The sequence below is a fragment of the Bacillus sp. 95MFCvi2.1 genome, assembly GCF_000374965.1.
GTDB lineage: Bacteria > Bacillota > Bacilli > Bacillales > Bacillaceae_G > Bacillus_A > Bacillus_A pseudomycoides.
The window spans coordinates 128,234-144,376 of the sequence record NZ_KB895702.1 but is presented as its reverse complement, the minus strand read 5'-3'; the positions used below and the strand labels follow the sequence as shown (position 1 = coordinate 144,376).

Annotated in this window: 19 protein-coding genes, 8 tRNA genes and 4 riboswitches; of the genes, 25 read left to right on the top strand and 2 right to left on the bottom strand. The window is 37.0% G+C overall.

Features of this window, described 5'->3' with window-relative positions:
* Positions 1-2: 2 nt before the first annotated feature.
* The 10 genes from C568_RS0118400 to C568_RS0118355 all read left to right on the top strand — a co-directional run bounded on the left by C568_RS0118400 (position 3) and on the right by C568_RS0118355 (position 2,919).
* Positions 3-79: transfer RNA gene (locus C568_RS0118400), tRNA-Met, on the top strand.
* Positions 80-82: 3 nt separating this feature from the next.
* A tRNA-Asp gene (locus C568_RS0118395) sits at positions 83-158 on the top strand.
* Positions 159-168: 10 nt separating this feature from the next.
* Positions 169-241 (top strand) — tRNA-Phe (locus C568_RS0118390).
* Between the two features lie 16 nt (positions 242-257).
* A tRNA-Thr gene (locus tag C568_RS0118385) sits at positions 258-333 on the top strand.
* Positions 334-336: 3 nt separating this feature from the next.
* A tRNA-Trp gene (locus C568_RS0118380) sits at positions 337-407 on the top strand.
* A 10-nt stretch (positions 408-417) separates the two neighbouring features.
* Positions 418-494 (top strand) — tRNA-Ile (locus C568_RS0118375).
* Positions 495-497: 3 nt separating this feature from the next.
* Positions 498-572 (top strand) — tRNA-Asn (locus tag C568_RS0118370).
* A gap of 1 nt (position 573) precedes the next feature.
* Positions 574-645, top strand: a tRNA-Glu gene (locus C568_RS0118365).
* 175 nt (positions 646-820) lie between these two features.
* Complete coding sequence (locus tag C568_RS0118360) at positions 821-1,240, top strand: CBS domain-containing protein (protein ID WP_006093581.1); 420 nt, start codon at positions 821-823, stop codon at positions 1,238-1,240.
* A 527-nt stretch (positions 1,241-1,767) separates the two neighbouring features.
* A complete protein-coding gene (locus C568_RS0118355; protein ID WP_006093582.1) occupies positions 1,768-2,919 on the top strand; it encodes a DUF3965 domain-containing protein in 1,152 nt (383 codons plus the stop codon).
* 120 nt (positions 2,920-3,039) lie between these two features.
* Here the strand turns inward: C568_RS0118355 and C568_RS0118350 are convergent, their stop codons facing one another.
* Together C568_RS0118350 and C568_RS36140 are read right to left on the bottom strand one after the other, a co-directional pair.
* Positions 3,040-3,372 (bottom strand): hypothetical protein, encoded by a 333-nt coding sequence (locus C568_RS0118350; protein ID WP_018766918.1) that lies wholly within the window; start codon positions 3,370-3,372, stop codon positions 3,040-3,042.
* Between the two features lie 6 nt (positions 3,373-3,378).
* Positions 3,379-3,780, bottom strand: a complete 402-nt coding sequence (locus C568_RS36140) for a M23 family metallopeptidase (RefSeq protein ID WP_018782385.1) — start codon at positions 3,778-3,780, stop codon at positions 3,379-3,381.
* Between the two features lie 541 nt (positions 3,781-4,321).
* A riboswitch (TPP riboswitch) is annotated at positions 4,322-4,432 on the top strand.
* 61 nt (positions 4,433-4,493) lie between these two features.
* Positions 4,494-4,596: riboswitch (TPP riboswitch) on the top strand.
* A gap of 85 nt (positions 4,597-4,681) precedes the next feature.
* Between C568_RS36140 and tenA the strand changes: the two genes are divergently transcribed.
* The 15 genes from tenA (at position 4,682) to kdpA (ending at position 16,139) form a co-directional block, all read left to right on the top strand.
* A complete protein-coding gene (gene tenA, locus C568_RS0118340; RefSeq protein ID WP_006093584.1) occupies positions 4,682-5,377 on the top strand; it encodes a thiaminase II in 696 nt (231 codons plus the stop codon).
* On the top strand, positions 5,346-6,095 hold the full coding sequence (locus C568_RS0118335; RefSeq protein ID WP_018782384.1) for an ABC transporter ATP-binding protein: 750 nt from the start codon (positions 5,346-5,348) through the stop codon (positions 6,093-6,095). Before tenA ends, C568_RS0118335 begins: the two co-directional genes overlap by 32 nt.
* Entirely contained in the window at positions 6,092-6,844 is a 753-nt protein-coding gene (locus C568_RS0118330; protein WP_018782383.1) for an ABC transporter permease, read from the top strand. The genes C568_RS0118335 and C568_RS0118330 overlap by 4 nt, the downstream gene beginning before the upstream one ends.
* Positions 6,841-7,842 carry an ABC transporter substrate-binding protein gene (locus C568_RS0118325; RefSeq protein ID WP_018782382.1) on the top strand — a complete coding sequence of 334 codons (1,002 nt, stop codon included), beginning with the start codon at positions 6,841-6,843 and terminating at the stop codon, positions 7,840-7,842. Before C568_RS0118330 ends, C568_RS0118325 begins: the two co-directional genes overlap by 4 nt.
* Positions 7,843-7,852: 10 nt before the next feature.
* A complete protein-coding gene (gene tenI / locus C568_RS0118320; protein WP_018782381.1) occupies positions 7,853-8,473 on the top strand; it encodes a thiazole tautomerase TenI in 621 nt (206 codons plus the stop codon).
* Complete coding sequence (thiO, locus tag C568_RS0118315) at positions 8,466-9,584, top strand: glycine oxidase ThiO (RefSeq protein WP_018782380.1); 1,119 nt, start codon at positions 8,466-8,468, stop codon at positions 9,582-9,584. The genes tenI and thiO overlap by 8 nt, the downstream gene beginning before the upstream one ends.
* A gap of 251 nt (positions 9,585-9,835) precedes the next feature.
* Positions 9,836-10,039, top strand: coding sequence for a sulfur carrier protein ThiS (gene thiS, locus C568_RS0118310; RefSeq protein ID WP_006093590.1), 204 nt, complete (start codon positions 9,836-9,838; stop codon positions 10,037-10,039).
* Between the two features lie 2 nt (positions 10,040-10,041).
* A complete protein-coding gene (gene thiG, locus C568_RS0118305) occupies positions 10,042-10,812 on the top strand; it encodes a thiazole synthase (protein WP_003195314.1) in 771 nt (256 codons plus the stop codon).
* Entirely contained in the window at positions 10,805-11,824 is a 1,020-nt protein-coding gene (locus C568_RS0118300) for a thiazole biosynthesis adenylyltransferase ThiF (RefSeq protein WP_018782379.1), read from the top strand. The genes thiG and C568_RS0118300 overlap by 8 nt, the downstream gene beginning before the upstream one ends.
* 6 nt (positions 11,825-11,830) lie before the next feature.
* Positions 11,831-12,643: a bifunctional hydroxymethylpyrimidine kinase/phosphomethylpyrimidine kinase gene (thiD, locus tag C568_RS0118295; RefSeq protein ID WP_081623635.1), complete on the top strand. Its 813-nt coding sequence runs from the start codon at positions 11,831-11,833 to the stop codon at positions 12,641-12,643.
* Positions 12,644-12,894: 251 nt separating this feature from the next.
* Positions 12,895-13,042, top strand: a riboswitch (cyclic di-AMP (ydaO/yuaA leader).
* A 93-nt stretch (positions 13,043-13,135) separates the two neighbouring features.
* Positions 13,136-13,534 (top strand): hypothetical protein, encoded by a 399-nt coding sequence (locus C568_RS0118290; RefSeq protein ID WP_003195320.1) that lies wholly within the window; start codon positions 13,136-13,138, stop codon positions 13,532-13,534.
* Between the two features lie 13 nt (positions 13,535-13,547).
* Positions 13,548-13,769, top strand: a complete 222-nt coding sequence (locus C568_RS0118285; RefSeq protein ID WP_080740164.1) for a hypothetical protein — start codon at positions 13,548-13,550, stop codon at positions 13,767-13,769.
* 256 nt (positions 13,770-14,025) lie between these two features.
* Positions 14,026-14,169, top strand: a riboswitch (cyclic di-AMP (ydaO/yuaA leader).
* A 101-nt stretch (positions 14,170-14,270) separates the two neighbouring features.
* Positions 14,271-14,375, top strand: coding sequence for a hypothetical protein (locus tag C568_RS0118280; RefSeq protein WP_016113183.1), 105 nt, complete (start codon positions 14,271-14,273; stop codon positions 14,373-14,375).
* Positions 14,372-14,452 carry a K(+)-transporting ATPase subunit F gene (kdpF, locus tag C568_RS31000; protein ID WP_000972378.1) on the top strand — a complete coding sequence of 27 codons (81 nt, stop codon included), beginning with the start codon at positions 14,372-14,374 and terminating at the stop codon, positions 14,450-14,452. The genes C568_RS0118280 and kdpF overlap by 4 nt, the downstream gene beginning before the upstream one ends.
* 19 nt (positions 14,453-14,471) lie before the next feature.
* Positions 14,472-16,139, top strand: a complete 1,668-nt coding sequence (gene kdpA, locus C568_RS0118270) for a potassium-transporting ATPase subunit KdpA (protein ID WP_003195325.1) — start codon at positions 14,472-14,474, stop codon at positions 16,137-16,139.
* The last annotated feature ends 4 nt before the right edge of the window (positions 16,140-16,143 follow it).

The following is a 16,143-nucleotide window of genomic DNA, read 5'->3' as shown; positions in this document are numbered from 1 at the left end:
GTCGCGGGGTGGAGCAGTTCGGTAGCTCGTCGGGCTCATAACCCGAAGGTCGCAGGTTCAAATCCTGTCCCCGCAACCAAATGGTCCCGTGGTGTAGTGGTTAACATGCCTGCCTGTCACGCAGGAGATCGCCGGTTCGACCCCGGTCGGGACCGCCATTTATATAAAGGCTCGGTAGCTCAGTCGGTAGAGCAGAGGACTGAAAATCCTCGTGTCGGCGGTTCGATTCCGTCCCGAGCCATCTTTTTTTTTGACAAGCCGGCTTAGCTCAATTGGTAGAGCAACTGACTTGTAATCAGTAGGTTGGGGGTTCAAGTCCTCTAGCCGGCACCACTTAGGGGCATAGTTTAAAGGTAGAACAGAGGTCTCCAAAACCTCCAGTGTGGGTTCGATTCCTACTGCCCCTGTAAGAAATATGGGCCTATAGCTCAGCTGGTTAGAGCGCACGCCTGATAAGCGTGAGGTCGATGGTTCGAGTCCATTTAGGCCCACCATATTCCGCAGTAGCTCAGTGGTAGAGCTATCGGCTGTTAACCGATCGGTCGTAGGTTCGAGTCCTACCTGCGGAGCCATGGCCCGTTGGTCAAGCGGTTAAGACACCGCCCTTTCACGGCGGTAACACGGGTTCGAATCCCGTACGGGTCATAAAAAAGAGTCAGCAATTAGCTGGCTCTTTTTTTCTTATGAAAAATATAATGTGAAGTTACGTTCTTTTCTAATATACGATATCGTCAATCCAAAATCCCTCTATTTATTATGAAATAAATAGAGGGATTTTGGAAAAACTATAGTATGTATAAAAAGGAGGGAATAGAGCTACATGACAACAGTTAGAGAATTTATGAGTACCGATATTGTGCAATGTACACCGCTAGATAATGTATATGAAGCTGCTGTGAAAATGAAAGAAGAGGCCATTGGGATGATTCCAATTGTAGAGAATAATCAAGTGGTTGGTCTTGTCACAGATCGTGATTTAGTTGTTCGTGGAATTGCTGAGAAACATCCTGGGTCTAATAAAATTACAAATGTCATGACAACAGAAATTGTTTCCGTATCTCCTGATGACCCTATTGAAAATGCTACAGAGTTAATGGCACAGCATCAAATCAGGAGACTACCTGTAGTTGAGAATGGAGAGCTTGTTGGGATGTTAGCGCTAGGTGATTTAGCAATAGCAGAGAAAGCTGATGATCAAGCTGGATTTGCTTTAAGTGAGATTTCCGAGCATACAGAATAACGAATAGATGCAGATTATTTTCAGGCTACAACATACAGTGTATTTAGGTGCTAGAGAATAGGTAAGATTGGATACGTTTTATTCCGCATTAACGGGCAGTAAGCCCCCCACCTCAAGGTTCAGAGAGAAGCAAGGAAGATAGGTGAGGGATAACTGCCTGTAAAAGCCCGATTGGTGAGGACTTTCCATCAGTGGTGGATGAAGAAAATCCCTACTGATGGAAGTTTCACTTTATTAATACTGCAAGCAAAATTATATTGTTATTAAAACGTATCCAAAATGTTAGGCATAGATGTATATAAGGTGTAAAGATGCTTAACTAAGTATATATGAAGAATAATATATGCTAATTTCATTTGAAATTTTGGTTAAAAATTCCTATTGCTAATTTTTGTTATGTTAAAAATGATATAATAATAAATATAAGTTTTATAATTTATTTTGAATATATTAATATTTATAATATTATGTTTATCTACTAAGCTATCAAAGATTTTATATATAAATAGAAATGGAGGGGAAATGATATGAGGGATGTACAAAGTAATCCAAATTGGAATTTGGTTACAGATGTTTATGTAGAACCAAATAATTTTGCGGATTTATTTTCTTTACTTGTACCAAATCATCCAAAAGGCGAAGGAAAAGAACGGACAATTTTAGCTTGGAAAGAAAAAGAATTTTATAAACAAGAAAACTTGGCTCCGTTTATTTTATATGGAATGAATAAGGTGCAGGACTTACCGCAGTTCCATAAGGATGAAATACCAACTTTAATTCGTATTGTTCGTTTATGCCAGAAAATCGGTTGGTATAAGGAAGCGTATACATTTATGGTGAATCAAAGATTAGATGAATTTGTACATACATCTATGGAATATGAAACGTGGGATATTTTAACTCAAGTTGTGGCTTGGAACTACTTAATTGTAAAATATCGAATTGGTAAATTGGAAAATGATGATGTAATGATATGGGAAAGAATTAAATTTAATACAGAGTGTATTGAAAAATGTGAGAAGCTATTATCTCATAAGGAAGTAATGGAACTTACATTCTTTTATATTTGCAAACAGGCAAAATTATTGTCCAAAGAACAATTAGATCAAGAGATGATGAACTTAGCAATATACTGCAATACATACGTTTATGACTTATACATATATGACTTATTAAAAAAATATCGTAAGTGTACGGATTTTTTAACATATTATGGACCAAGTCGTTCTGTTGTTGCATGTCAAAGGGCTGTAATTTCTCAAATTTCTGATCGCCTTAATCCATTAAAAACCACGCATGTGGATGATTATCTTTATGTAATGAAAGAAATGATGGAGCACATGTCGTTTGAATTTATGAATCGATATGAGCATTTCATTGGAAAACTATTATCATATGTACCATTTTTTGAAATGATTCAAGTTCCGCAACATGCATATTATTGTGAAGAGTTGATGTATGTTTGTAAAGGAATTGAACATAAGGAAGAACTTTTGCGGAATTATATATTTATACAATTACATGATTGTTTACCGTCATTTATCAAACAATTTCTAAAGAATAAACGTTATGCAACGATTCATGATATTTTATTTTACTGGTGTGATGATGAACAACGAGTGGGATTAGAGAAGAAATATAATTTAAGTTTTATTTATGAACGATATGCGTGTGGGTAAAGAAAAGTTTTGTGCTTTCCCTTGTTCACTCTCTATAATGTATAAATAAAAAAAGGTCTCACACTTCAAGTGAGACCTTTTTTTATTTAGTCGTAAATGAGAAGTAGACATACGTCCATTCTAAGCTTCTTGTTGTTTCTTACGGTGATCAGGAATGTAAATATATTGGGAAATAATGAGTAGTACCCCTATAAAAAATACAGGGAATATAGCAGCCAGGTGAAAACCACTATAAATAATATTTGTTATTAAACCGCCGATAATAACAAATGCAGTATATATATGAGAAATGTGTTTCTTTAGTCGGATTTTGAATGCTTCCATCAAAGATTCGATAGTAACAAATAAGATAACGATACTCAAAAAAACAATGTTAGTATTGTAAATTACTAAACAACAAATTAAACCGAGAAAAGCCAAATACTCAATTATTAAGGCAATATTACGTGGCATATAATATTACCGAACTAAATACTGCAGTGGATTTACTGCGTTTGTTTTTTCAAAATTCCATTCACCATTATGTAATTCAAAATGGAGATGCTGCCCAAATGAATGGCCTGTATTTCCCATATGTCCTAACAATTCCCCAATCTGAACTTGATCACCAACATTTACAATATAACTGTTTTTCCGTTTAGTAGATGTAGAAATATTTGTATTTTTTACGGAGTTAGCATTATTCCTTGCTTTTATTTTATTATTCGAATATAATATTTTTAGATTCGGTTTTATATATTGAGTGTCTTGTGTAGGCAATTCTTGAGCTGCTATAGTACGTGTATCTACTTGAGTTATGGATGGAAGTAGAGATGCGACTGCGACAGTAGTTGCCGTTAAAGCTGTAGCTTTCTGTTTCATCTAATATTAGCCCCCCATAGATGTGTTAATACATTCCCTATTATAGTATAAAGATATAATATTTTGTGCATTATTCATATAACTGTAATATGAAATGAGAAAAATAACAATTTTTTAATGGAATCGAAATATATTAAAAGAATAACAGATTAATAATCATTATAATATGGATTAAAGATAATTGATATTTTCTGAATAGATATATAAATCTAAATTGAAAAACTGACAGAAAAGCTTTCTTTTTAGGAGGGAGAGAGCATCCGACCATGCATAGAAGCGGTTAGATCCTTTTCCTACCCCGTACTAAGTTAAACAAAAAGAGAAAATGAGTACAGGTCACCTTTTATTCTTCATAGCCGCGACTTATATGTTGGAAAATCAAAATGGATATATATATTTATTTTTCATATTTTATATAAGTAGAACTTTGATGTAAAGAATTCTTACTTTGTATTGGATTCATGGCTCGTAAATAGGATTGGGATAAGTTAAAACAGTTGCTGATGATGGATGACAGTGTTATACTGACTATGGTAATTTCATATTGTGCTAGGAGAGTTGGTGTTGCCAGCTGAGAGTAAGGCCGAGAGTCTTTGATCCTTTATTACCTGATCTAGATTATGCTAGCGTAGGGAAGCAATTCGGACATTAACAGTAAGTCCCTGTTTCTTTACGTAAAGAAACAGGGCTTTTTTATTTGACAATTTTATAGTAGAAACCACTAGGGGTGCTTTATGTGCTGAGAGAGGAATAATCCTTAACCCTTACAGACCTGATCTAGATTATGCTAGCGTAGGGAAGTGGAGCAACGAATAAATGTATTTTTATTTGATGTAACCACTTCTTATAGAGGAGTGGTTTTTTATTTGAATAAATTGATATAAAGGAAGGGGAAATATAAATGAAGTTTTGTGAGAGATTATTTGAGACAGTACAGCCTGTTTGGGAAAAAAGTCATAATCACCCATTTGTAACTGGGATGGGGGACGGTACATTAGAAAAGGATAAATTCCAATATTACATCATACAAGATTATTTATATTTACTAGATTATGCAAAATTATATGCAATTGGAGTTGTGAAAGCGACTAATCCGCAAGTTATGGCAAAATTTGCAGAACAAATAGACGGCATTTTAAATGGAGAAATGACGATCCATAAACAGTATGCAAAACGCCTTGGTATTTCTGTACAAGAGATGGAAGAGGCAAAACCATCTGCTAAAAATTTAGCGTATACAAACTATATGATGTCAGTATCTCAAAATGGTACGCTTGCAGAGTTAATTGCGGCTCTGCTTCCATGTATGTGGAGCTACTGGGAAATTGGAAAGCGTTTAAATGATATTCCAGGAGCAAGGGATCATGAGTTCTTTGGGGAGTGGATTCAAGGATATAGCTCAGAAGAGTATGGAAAACTTTGCATTTGGCTAATGGATTTATTAAATGAACTAGCTGAAGGAAAGTCTGAACAAGAGTTAGACAAATTAGAAGAGGTTTTCTTATATTCTAGCCGCTTTGAGTATTTATTCTGGGATATGGCGTATCGTAAGGAGATGTGGGGTTTTGAGGAGCAAGAGCATACTACAGTTTCATAATGTTTCCTTTCATTATGATGAAAAGCCAATTATAAAGGGTCTGGATGCTTTCGTGCAAGAAAAAGAGTTTGTTAGCATCATTGGACCGAGTGGCTGTGGCAAAAGTACATTGTTTCGTTTAATTACAGGATTAGAAGAACCGACGGCTGGAACGATTCAACTTACAGAAACCTCGAGTCATCCTGTAGGATATATGCCACAAAAAGATATGCTTCTGCCATGGAGAACAATTATTGAAAATGCAGCACTGCCGTTAGAGTGCCAGGGGATAAAGAAAAAAGAAGCACATGTAAAGGCAAAAGACCTGTTAGAACAATTTGGTTTACAAGGATACGAGAACAAATATCCGAAAGATTTATCAGGTGGTATGCGGCAGCGAGTGTCCTTTATTCGAACTTTATTAACAGGCGGGGACATTTTATTGTTAGATGAGCCGTTTAGCGCATTAGATGCATTAACGAAAGCAACGTTGCAAGAATGGTTGTTTGAGCAATGGAAACAGTGGCAAAAAACCATTTTATTTATTACACACGATGTAGAAGAAGCACTTTTTCTTTCTAATCGGATTTTAATAGTGACAGAGCAGCCTATAACAACTTTAACGGAGCGTGTTGTACCACTTGGAACGGAGCGCTCAAGAAAAGATTTGCATAAGCCTGAGATACTAGGGCTAAAAGATGAGTTACTCGGTATGCTGCAAAGGCAGGTGCTCGTATGAAACGTGTGACAGAGCTACTACCTGCACTGATTTTAAGTAGCATACTGCTCATAGCTTGGGAAGTGGGGGCTAGAATTGTAGATGAGATGTATATTTTGCCATCTCCTACTGCAATTCTAGCTAAAATGTGGGCACTGCGTGACATATTACTTACAGTTCATTTGCCAGCAACCTTATATGTAGTCTTAATCGGTGTAGTTATTTCTATTGTACTTGGTGTTGGACTGGCGATGTCTATGAATGCGAGTAAATGGATAGAAAGAGCTTTTTATCCGTTACTAGTTGCTTCACAAACGATTCCAATTACTGCTTTAGCACCATTATTTGTTTTATGGTTTGGCTATTCAATTTGGAGCAAAGTCGTTGTGACAGTTTTGATTACCTTTTTCCCCATTGCGGTAAATACGTATGATGGATTGCGCAGCACGAAAAAGGAATGGGAGGAGCTTTTAGTGACATATGGTGCAACGAAAAAAGATATTTTTCTAAAGTTAAAGTTGCCATCTGCACTTCCGTACTTTTTCTCTGCTTTAAAAATTGCTGTTCCACTTAGTGTCATTGGAGCAGCAATTGGTGAGTGGCTTGGTGCACAAGCTGGTTTAGGATACTTTAGTAAACGAATGATGACACAGTTAGACGGAGCTGGTGTGTTTGCACCGATTGTGCTTCTATCATTACTAGCTATTTTATTTGTATTATTTGTTTCTATATTAGAAAAGAAATTCATTAGTTGGAGGAAACATTCATGAAATTATTCAAACGCATCTTTGTGTTTACATTATTAGTTGCAATGATTGCAGGATGTTCTAGCAATTCATCATCAGAAAAGAAAAAGGCTGAAAAAGAAGTAACAGTTATGCTCGACTGGTATCCAAATGCGGTGCATAGTTTTATCTATGCAGCGATTGAAAAAGGATACTTTAAAGAAGAAGGAGTAAAGGTGAATATTAAATTCCCTTCTAATCCAACCGATCCATTAACATTAGCGGCAGCGGGGAAAGTAACAGTTGGTTTATATTATCAACCAGACGTTGTCATTGCAAAAGCAAATGAACAAATTCCAGTGAAATCAATCGGAGCTGTGGTCCGTTCACCATTAAATCACGTCGTATCATTAAAATCAGCGGGAATCAATTCACCAAAAGATTTAGAAGGAAAGACAGTTGGTTATTCCGGAACACCTTTAAGTGAAGCGTATTTAAAAACGATGGTAAAAGAAGCTGGTGGTAATCCTGATACTGTAAAAGTAGTAGATGTTGGATTTGATTTAGTACCAGCATTAATTACGAAAAAAGTAGATGCTGTCACAGGTGCTTATATTAACCATGAAGTTCCTGTTATGCGTCATGAAGGCCATGAACCAGCGTACTTCAACCCAGCTGACTATGGTGTACCAAATTATCATGAACTTGTTTTTGTAACAGGTGATAAAACGTTGGAAAAAGATAAAGAAGCGTTGCAAGCCTTTTTACGAGGTGCGAAAAAAGGATATGAATTTATGAAAAAGAATCCAGACGAAGCACTGGGTATTTTATTAAATCATCAAGAAAAGGAAAATTTCCCACTTGTTCCAGAAGTTGAAAAAGAAAGTATGAAAATTTTGTTAGAGAAAATGGAAACGAAAGATGAGCCATTTTTATCAGATACGAAAGAGTCATGGGAAAAACAAAATAAATGGTTGAAAGAAAAAGGCATGACAAAAGAGAGTGTTCCTGCCAATGAATTATTCGAAAATATTTTAAAGTAGGCGAGTGAATATGAAAGATGAGCTCCACGTTATCTCAAATGGCCAGATGGCATTCGAAGAGTTAGCGAATGTAGCGATGCAAATTGAGAGTGAGATTGATTATTTGCATATTCGTGAGCGAGAGAAAAGTACGAAAGAGTTATATGAAGGTGTGGAAGGTCTCCTAAAAGGAGGCTTTCCGGCATCTAAGCTTGTGATTAATGATCGAATCGATATTGCAATTCTATTAAATATTTCTCGCGTACAATTGGGGTATCGAAGTGCTGATGTCAGGTCTGTAAAGGAAAAGTTTTCTTATTTGCATGTTGGTTATTCTGTGCATTCTTTAGAAGAAGCGATAGTAGCGTTCAAAAATGGAGCAGATTCACTTGTTTATGGTCATGTATTTCCAACGAGTTGTAAGAAAGATGTTCCGGCAAGAGGGTTGGAAGAGATTTCAGATATAGCAAGGCGATTAACGATACCGATTACAGCTATTGGAGGGATAACACCTAAAAATATAGGAGAGGTTCTTAGAGCTGGCGTGAGTGGTATTGCTGTTATGTCTGGGATTGTAAGTGATAGTAATCCGTATAAGCAGGCAAGGTTGTACAAGGAGACAATAAGAAAGTGGGCGAAAAATCATGAGTAAGAAGTATGATGTAGCCATTATTGGCGGCGGTGTGATTGGGAGTTCAGTTGCACATTTTCTAGCGGAAAGAGGATACCAAGTTGCAATTGTTGAGAAACAAAGGATTGCGTCTGAAGCTTCTAAAGCAGCGGCAGGTTTACTTGGTGTACAGGCGGAGTGGGATGCGTACGATCCACTATTTGAGCTTGCTAGAAAAAGCCGTGCAATATTTCCACAACTTGCAGCAGCTTTACGTGAAAAAACGGGTATTGATATTGGATATGAAGAAAAAGGTATATATCGTATAGCCCAAAATGAAGATGAGAAGACAAGAATACTAGATATTATGGACTGGCAACAGAAAACAGGTGAAGAATCATATTTTCTGACAGGAGATGAGCTTTATGAAAAAGAGCCATTCCTCTCTTCATCGATCATTGGAGCTGTATATTATCCAAAAGATGGTCATGTTATTGCACCGGAACTTACAAAGGCATTTGCACACTCTGCGGCCATTTCTGGTGCTGATATATATGAACAAACAGAAGTATTTGATATCAAAATAGAAGACAACCGAGTAGTAGGAATTGTTACGAATGAAGGTATGATTACATGTGAAAAGGTAGTAATTGCTGGTGGTTCGTGGAGTACAAAACTACTTCATCATTTTCATAGTGATTGGGGTACATATCCTGTAAAAGGAGAAGTTGTTGCCGTAAAGAGCTGTAAACCATTGCTGCAATCTCCTATTTTCCAAGAGCGGTTTTATATCGCGCCAAAACGTGGTGGACGCTATGTAATTGGAGCAACGATGAAGCCTCACACGTTTACTAAGTCTGTACAACCAGAAAGTATTACTTCGATATTAGAACGTGCTTATACAATCTTGCCGGCTTTGAAAGAAGCTGAATGGGAAAGTACGTGGGCGGGATTACGCCCGCAATCTAATCACGAGGTTCCTTATATGGGGGCACACGAGGAAATAAAAGGATTATATGCTTGTACCGGTCATTACAGAAACGGTATTTTATTAAGTCCCGTTTCTGGTCAATATATGGCAGATTTAATAGAAGGAAAGCAAGGGAATTATTTGCTAGATTCATTGGTTTCTAAATCAATTTATCCTGCATGAACTGGCAGTAAACGCCTGATTGATGGGGGATAAAGAGAACACATGTTGATTAAAGTTTCACTTTATATAAATGTATTTTGATTTTTTAACATGTAAGTCAATGTGACAAAGAATAAAAGCTGAACTACACTCGTTTTTTTTCTTTGTTTTTACTTGGCATGGGGCAGGAAAAGGATCAGACCGCTTCTATGCATGGTCGGATGCTCTCTCCCACCTAACAAGAAAGGTTTATATAGAAAGGGGATGGAAGTTTGAATTTGAAAATTAATGGTAAGCAAGTAGAGGTACCTGGGAGTGTTAAGACAGTAGCAGAATTGCTTACACATTTAGGATTGGATACAAAAATTGTTGTGGTGGAACGTAACCAAGATATTTTGCAAAAAGAAGACCATCGAGATATATCTGTTTTTGATGGAGACCAAATTGAGATTGTAACTTTCGTAGGAGGCGGTTGATTATGTTGAACATTGGACCATTTACATTTCATTCTAGACTTTTATTAGGAACAGGGAAATTTTCTGATTTTGATGTACAAAGAAAAGCAATTGAAGTATCAGAGGCAGAAATTTTAACATTTGCAGTACGTCGTATGGATATATTTGATGCAGACCAACCCAATTTATTAGAAAAAATTGATGTAAAAAAATATACATTACTCCCAAATACAGCAGGGGCAAAAAATGCTGAAGAAGCAGTTCGTATTGCGAAATTAGCAAAAGCTTCAGGGCTTTGTGACATGGTAAAAGTAGAGGTTATTGGTGATGACAGAACGTTATTACCTGATCCAGTGGAGACTTTAAAAGCCTCTGAAATGTTGTTAGAAGAAGGATTTATTGTTCTTCCTTATACATCTGATGATGTTGTATTAGCACGTAAATTACAGGAACTTGGTGTTCATGCGATTATGCCTGGTGCATCACCAATTGGCTCAGGACTTGGAATTGTAAATCCATTAAACTTAAGCTTTATTATTGAACAAGCAAAAGTACCGGTAATTGTGGATGCAGGTGTTGGTAGCCCAGCTGATGCAGCATTTGCGATGGAATTAGGAGCGGATGGTGTGCTATTAAATACAGCTGTATCTGGAGCGAAGGATCCTATTAAAATGGCAGAAGCAATGAAATTAGGTATTCATGCAGGACGTTTAGGATTTGAAGCAGGACGTATTGCACGTAAGCGTTGCGCGACAGCAAGTAGCCCGTTAGAAGGAATGAGCGTAGTTGAATAATCGATATTCTCGCCAAGAGTTATTTTCTCCAATTGGTGAAAAAGGGCAGCAAAAAATAGGCGAAAAGCATGTGTTAATCATTGGTGCTGGGGCACTTGGTAGCGCGAATGCGGAGATGCTTGTAAGAGCTGGCGTCGGCCATGTGACGATTGTGGATCGCGATTATATTGATTGGAGCAATTTACAACGTCAGCAGCTATATTGTGAGGAGGATGTAGAAAGTAATCTTCCGAAGGCTGTAGCAGCACAAAGACGTTTGCAAGCGATTAATAGCAATGTAATTGTAGAAGCATATGTTCAAGATGTGACAGCAGAGGAATTAGAAGAGCTTGTTACAAATGTCGATGTAATGATTGATGCGACTGATAATTTTGAAACACGTTTTATCGTTAATGATATATCACAAAAACATTCAATTCCGTGGGTTTATGGGGCGTGTGTAGGAAGTTACGGCCTTTCTTATACGATTTTACCAGGAAAAACGCCATGTTTATCTTGTTTATTACAATCTATTCCGCTTGGCGGAGCAACATGTGATACAGCAGGTATTATTTCACCTGCTGTATCTCTCGTTGTTTCTCATCAAGTAACGGAAACGATTAAAATTTTAGTAGAGGATTATGAAGCACTTCGTGATGGACTTGTGTCGTTTGATGTATGGAAAAACGAATATTCATGTATGAATGTGCAAAAGCTTCGAAAGCCGAATTGTCCATCATGTGGTGGGGAAGCACTCTACCCATATTTAAGTAAAGAGAATACATCGAAAACTGCAGTTTTATGTGGAAGAAATACAGTTCAAATTAGACCTCCTTATAAAGAACAATTAGATTTTAAACGATATAAAGAGCTGCTGCGCGATCGCGTAGCAGATTTAATGGTAAATCCCTATTTATTATCATTTTCAGTTGAAGGAAAGCGACTAGTTGCCTTTCAAGATGGACGCGTACTTGTGCATGGAACAAAAGATATAGTGGAAGCAAAAACGATTTATCATCGCTATTTTGGATAGAAAAGGATGAGTGAGATGAAAGTGAATAAAGCTTTAACAATTGCTGGATCAGATAGCGGCGGTGGTGCAGGTATTCAAGCAGATTTAAAAACATTTCAAGAGCTTGGTGTATATGGAATGACAGCTATTACAGCTATTACAGCTCAAAACACACTTGGTGTGCAAGGAGTATATCCTGTTACACTTGAAGGGGTTCAGGAGCAATTAAATTCAATTGGTGCTGATTTAACACCAGATGCTGTTAAGCTTGGCATGCTATTTAGTAGTGAAATTATTAAGGTCGTTGCAGAAAATATTAAAAAGTTTGGCTGGAATAATATTGTACTAGATCCTGTTATGATTGCAAAAGGTGGTGCATCGTTATTACAGCAAGAAGCAGTGCAAGCATTGAAAGAACATTTATTGCCAATTGCAACAGTTGTGACTCCGAATGTACCGGAAGCAGAAGTATTAACAGGGATGGAGATTCATAACATCCAAGATAGTAAAGAAGCTGCAAAAGAGTTGCATAGATTAGGAGCCAAGTACGTTCTTATGAAAGGTGGACATGCGGATTATCAAGGAAATGAAGTTATTGATTTCTTATTTGATGGTGAACAATTTATTGAGTATAGAAGTGAAAGAATTGATTCAAAACAAACGCATGGTAGCGGTTGTACATTTGCATCTGCTGTAACGGCAGGACTTGCAAATGGGTATCCAATCGAAGAAGCGGTTCGAGAAGCGAAAAAGTTTATTAGCATAGCAATTGAACAGCAATTGAATATTGGAAGTGGTCATGGGCCAACGAACCATTTTGCATATAAAATGAAACTTTAATCAGTGGAGAGCTTCATCCCCCACTGATTATTAGCCTTCACCAATCGGGCTTCTACAGGCAGTTGATTCTCCATCTAGTAGCTTTTGCTTTCGCTACATTTTTGGGGATCTTACTGCCTGTTAATGCGGGGCAAACGTCAAGAAACACGTGCATAAATATTCAAGTTTTGATGGGGAAGTCAGTTTTATAACTGGCTTTTTTTATTGTTTACTTTTTCCATATTTAGGAGTATTATATCAGCCAGAATCTGTTTTTTGTAACGCTGAGTCTGATTCATTTGGAGCGGAGGAACCAAATTGTGCATGGTCACTAGGGGTGAATCTTTCATGATGAAAGTAGGGCTACTCTCAAAGTCCGAATCCGACAGCTAACTTCGTAAGCGTCTTGAGAGAGGATGGTGCATGGATGGATACATCACTTCATCGGTCTGACTAGTATAGGAGAATATCAATCTATATTTGAATTCTTTTATGCTAAGGAGGATGATGTACATGGATGGGGAAAAAGAGGTAACGCTCATTTGTGTAGGGGAAGAGGAAAAAGTAAACAGTTTACGAGAATTAGTACCTTTTCAACAAGATATGATTATTTTTACCGCAACTGAACATGTAGCGGCTGAAGTGCGAGCATGTGGATTTGAATCAACTTATTGTTGCAATGGTGAGCAGAATTTAACTAATATTTGCAAGAGGATTAAAAAAGTAATCCTGCTAGGAGATGAGCTTCCAACAGTTAGCTTTTTTACCGAGCGTATTCGATTTTCTTTTCAAGCACCTATTACAGTTGTCACAAGAAATAAAAGATATCCAGTAAGGCTCTATCAAACAATTGGAGCTACATTTGTAGTGTTTACAAATTGTGATAACATTTCTTTTTTATTTTTTGAATAGGGCGGGGGAAGTGATGATGAAGGTGTTATTACGCGAGGATATAGCGCATCGTTGGGCAGTATCAGTAGAGCGAGTTCAAGAATTAGCAATGGATTCTATGTTTCCAAAACCATATATGATATTGCCATCAGAAGAGAATTTGTATTTAGAAACGGATATTATTGCGTATGAAATGTTGCATGTGGAACTAACACGAGTCTACATTCGTGGGAGAAACTTGCGTTCATTTTTATAATGCAAAAAGGGAATGAATTCAAGGTACTATTAAAACGGTACTCAAATTCATTCTCTTTTTTTATTTCATATTAAAAATCGATTTTGATGAAAAAGAAAGAAAAGACAAGGAAACAGATGATAAAATATTAATCTTAATCAATGTAAGCGTTTAAATGATGAAATACTTTCTTATTTTGGGTAATTTTACTCTTTACAAGTTAAATATAGAGGAGTATATTTACATTCATAAATTGTTCATAAATATTTCCAAAAACAACCTGATATCGCTGAGTCCAGAAATGGAGCGGGGGAACCAATTTTGTGCATTGTCACTTGGGGTGAATCTTTCATTACGAAAGTAGGGCTACTCTTTAGGCCCGAATCCGACAGCTAACCTCGTAAGCGTTTGGAGAGGAGGTTTACTTTTGTGTTGTTCATTTTTGAACACTGAGTAGAGCCTCAGTGTTCTTTTTTTGATGGGTATATGGTAAAATTTAACATTTTGAAGTGAGGGATTATAATGCTTGATGTTGTGATGATCGGAATCTGTGTTGTATTGGTAGCATCTATGATAGGGCTAGCGAGCTGGTCAGATAAAGTTGTGAAAGAAGGGAAGCAATCATGATGATTGCCTTATCGGTTATTGTTGCAGCAATTACGGTGTATTTAGTTTATGCGTTATTAAATCCAGAAAAGTTTTAACTAGGGGGAAGCATTTATTATGATTTGGGTCGCAGTTGTAATCACAATGTTGTTATTCATTCTTGTCGCAAAGCCAACGGGTATTTATTTAGAGAAAGCCTTTCAAGGAAATAGCAGATTAGAAAAAGTATTTGGGCCTTTTGAAAAGATTATTTTCAAAATTGCAGGTGTTAAAGCGTATAACCAGAGTTGGAAACAATACGCTTTATCGTTAGTTGCACTCAATGGTTTCATGATCGTTGTTGTATACTTCATCTTTCGCTTACAAGGCGTGCTTCCATTAAATCCGGCTCATATTGAAGGGATGGAGCCAACGCTTGCTTTTAATACAGCAATCAGCTTTATGGCGGATACAAACTTACAGCATTATAGCGGCGAAAACGGATTATCTTATTTATCACAATTAATTGGGATCACATTTTTAATGTTTGCTGCACCGGCAACGACATTAGCACTTGTTATGGCTTTTATAAGAGGATTAGCAGGCAAGGAACTGGGGAACTTTTTCGTTGATTTTACTCGAGCTTTAACAAGGGTCTTTCTTCCCATTGCATTTGTTGCAGCACTGATTTTTGTTGCGCTTGGTGTACCGCAAACTTTAGACGGAGCAGTTACAGCACAAACAATTGAAGGTGTGAAACAAAGTATTTTACGTGGTCCTGTAGCTTCATTTGTTTCAATTAAGGAACTTGGTAACAATGGTGGCGGATTCTTCGGAGCAAACTCCACACATCCATTTGAGAATCCAGGACAAATCAGTAACATCTTACAAATGATGCTCATGATGTTACTGCCAACAGCTTTACCGTTTACGTATGGACGAATGGTTGGCAATAAGAAACAAGGGCGTATCCTTTTTGTTTCCCTATTTATGGTATTTTTAATTGGGTTTGTAACGATTGTTTCATCTGAATTACATGGGAATCCAGTATTAAATCAAATGGGTATGGAACATGTGCAAGGCAGTACAGAAGGAAAAGAAGTACGATTTGGAACAGTCTTTTCTTCACTGTATGCGACAGTAACAACAGCAGCCGAAACAGGTGCAGTTGATACAATGCATGATACGTTAACACCAATTGGTGGATTGGTACCACTTGTAAACATGATGTTAAATACAGTGTTTGGCGGTGTTGGAGCAGGTTTTGTCAATATCATTATGTACGCAATTATTGCAGTCTTTATATCTGGATTAATGGTTGGACGGACACCAGAATTTTTAGGTAAGAAAATTGAAGGAAAAGAAATGAAATTAATTGCGGTAACAATATTATTTCATCCATTGCTTATTTTAGGATTTTCAGCATTGGCCCTTTCAACTCATTTAGGGACGGATGCGATTTCTCATTCAGGTTTTCATGGTTTAACGCAAGTTGTATATGAGTATACATCTTCTGCTGCCAACAATGGATCTGGATTTGAGGGACTAGGAGATAATACACCATTTTGGAATATTACAACTGGTTTAGTAATGTTTTTAGGACGTTATTTCAGTTTAATTACGATGTTAGCTGTTGCAGCTTCATTGAAAGAGAAGACGGTAGTGCCAGAAACAGTAGGAACATTCCGCACAGATAATAGTTTATTTGGGGGCATTTTCATTGGAACAATTGTAATTGTTGGTGCATTAACGTTCTTCCCAATGTTAGTGCTAGGACCAATTGCAGAATTTCTTACATTGAAGTAATGGA

What these genes read in the sequence shown, in the direction of transcription:
- thiG (WP_003195314.1), top strand. Translation starts at nt 10,042, where the DNA reads ATGTTGAACATTGGACCATTTACATTTCATTCTAGACTTTTATTAGGA.
- tenI (WP_018782381.1), top strand. Translation starts at nt 7,853, where the DNA reads ATGAAAGATGAGCTCCACGTTATCTCAAATGGCCAGATGGCATTCGAA.
- C568_RS0118355 (WP_006093582.1), top strand. Translation starts at nt 1,768, where the DNA reads ATGAGGGATGTACAAAGTAATCCAAATTGGAATTTGGTTACAGATGTT.
- C568_RS0118330 (WP_018782383.1), top strand. Translation starts at nt 6,092, where the DNA reads ATGAAACGTGTGACAGAGCTACTACCTGCACTGATTTTAAGTAGCATA.
- C568_RS36140 (WP_018782385.1), bottom strand. Translation starts at nt 3,780, where the DNA reads ATGAAACAGAAAGCTACAGCTTTAACGGCAACTACTGTCGCAGTCGCA.
- C568_RS0118350 (WP_018766918.1), bottom strand. Translation starts at nt 3,372, where the DNA reads ATGCCACGTAATATTGCCTTAATAATTGAGTATTTGGCTTTTCTCGGT.
- C568_RS0118360 (WP_006093581.1), top strand. Translation starts at nt 821, where the DNA reads ATGACAACAGTTAGAGAATTTATGAGTACCGATATTGTGCAATGTACA.
- C568_RS0118285 (WP_080740164.1), top strand. Translation starts at nt 13,548, where the DNA reads ATGATGAAGGTGTTATTACGCGAGGATATAGCGCATCGTTGGGCAGTA.
- C568_RS0118280 (WP_016113183.1), top strand. Translation starts at nt 14,271, where the DNA reads ATGCTTGATGTTGTGATGATCGGAATCTGTGTTGTATTGGTAGCATCT.
- tenA (WP_006093584.1), top strand. Translation starts at nt 4,682, where the DNA reads ATGAAGTTTTGTGAGAGATTATTTGAGACAGTACAGCCTGTTTGGGAA.
- kdpA (WP_003195325.1), top strand. Translation starts at nt 14,472, where the DNA reads ATGATTTGGGTCGCAGTTGTAATCACAATGTTGTTATTCATTCTTGTC.
- C568_RS0118290 (WP_003195320.1), top strand. Translation starts at nt 13,136, where the DNA reads ATGGATGGGGAAAAAGAGGTAACGCTCATTTGTGTAGGGGAAGAGGAA.
- C568_RS0118325 (WP_018782382.1), top strand. Translation starts at nt 6,841, where the DNA reads ATGAAATTATTCAAACGCATCTTTGTGTTTACATTATTAGTTGCAATG.
- kdpF (WP_000972378.1), top strand. Translation starts at nt 14,372, where the DNA reads ATGATGATTGCCTTATCGGTTATTGTTGCAGCAATTACGGTGTATTTA.
- thiO (WP_018782380.1), top strand. Translation starts at nt 8,466, where the DNA reads ATGAGTAAGAAGTATGATGTAGCCATTATTGGCGGCGGTGTGATTGGG.
- thiD (WP_081623635.1), top strand. Translation starts at nt 11,831, where the DNA reads ATGAGTGAGATGAAAGTGAATAAAGCTTTAACAATTGCTGGATCAGAT.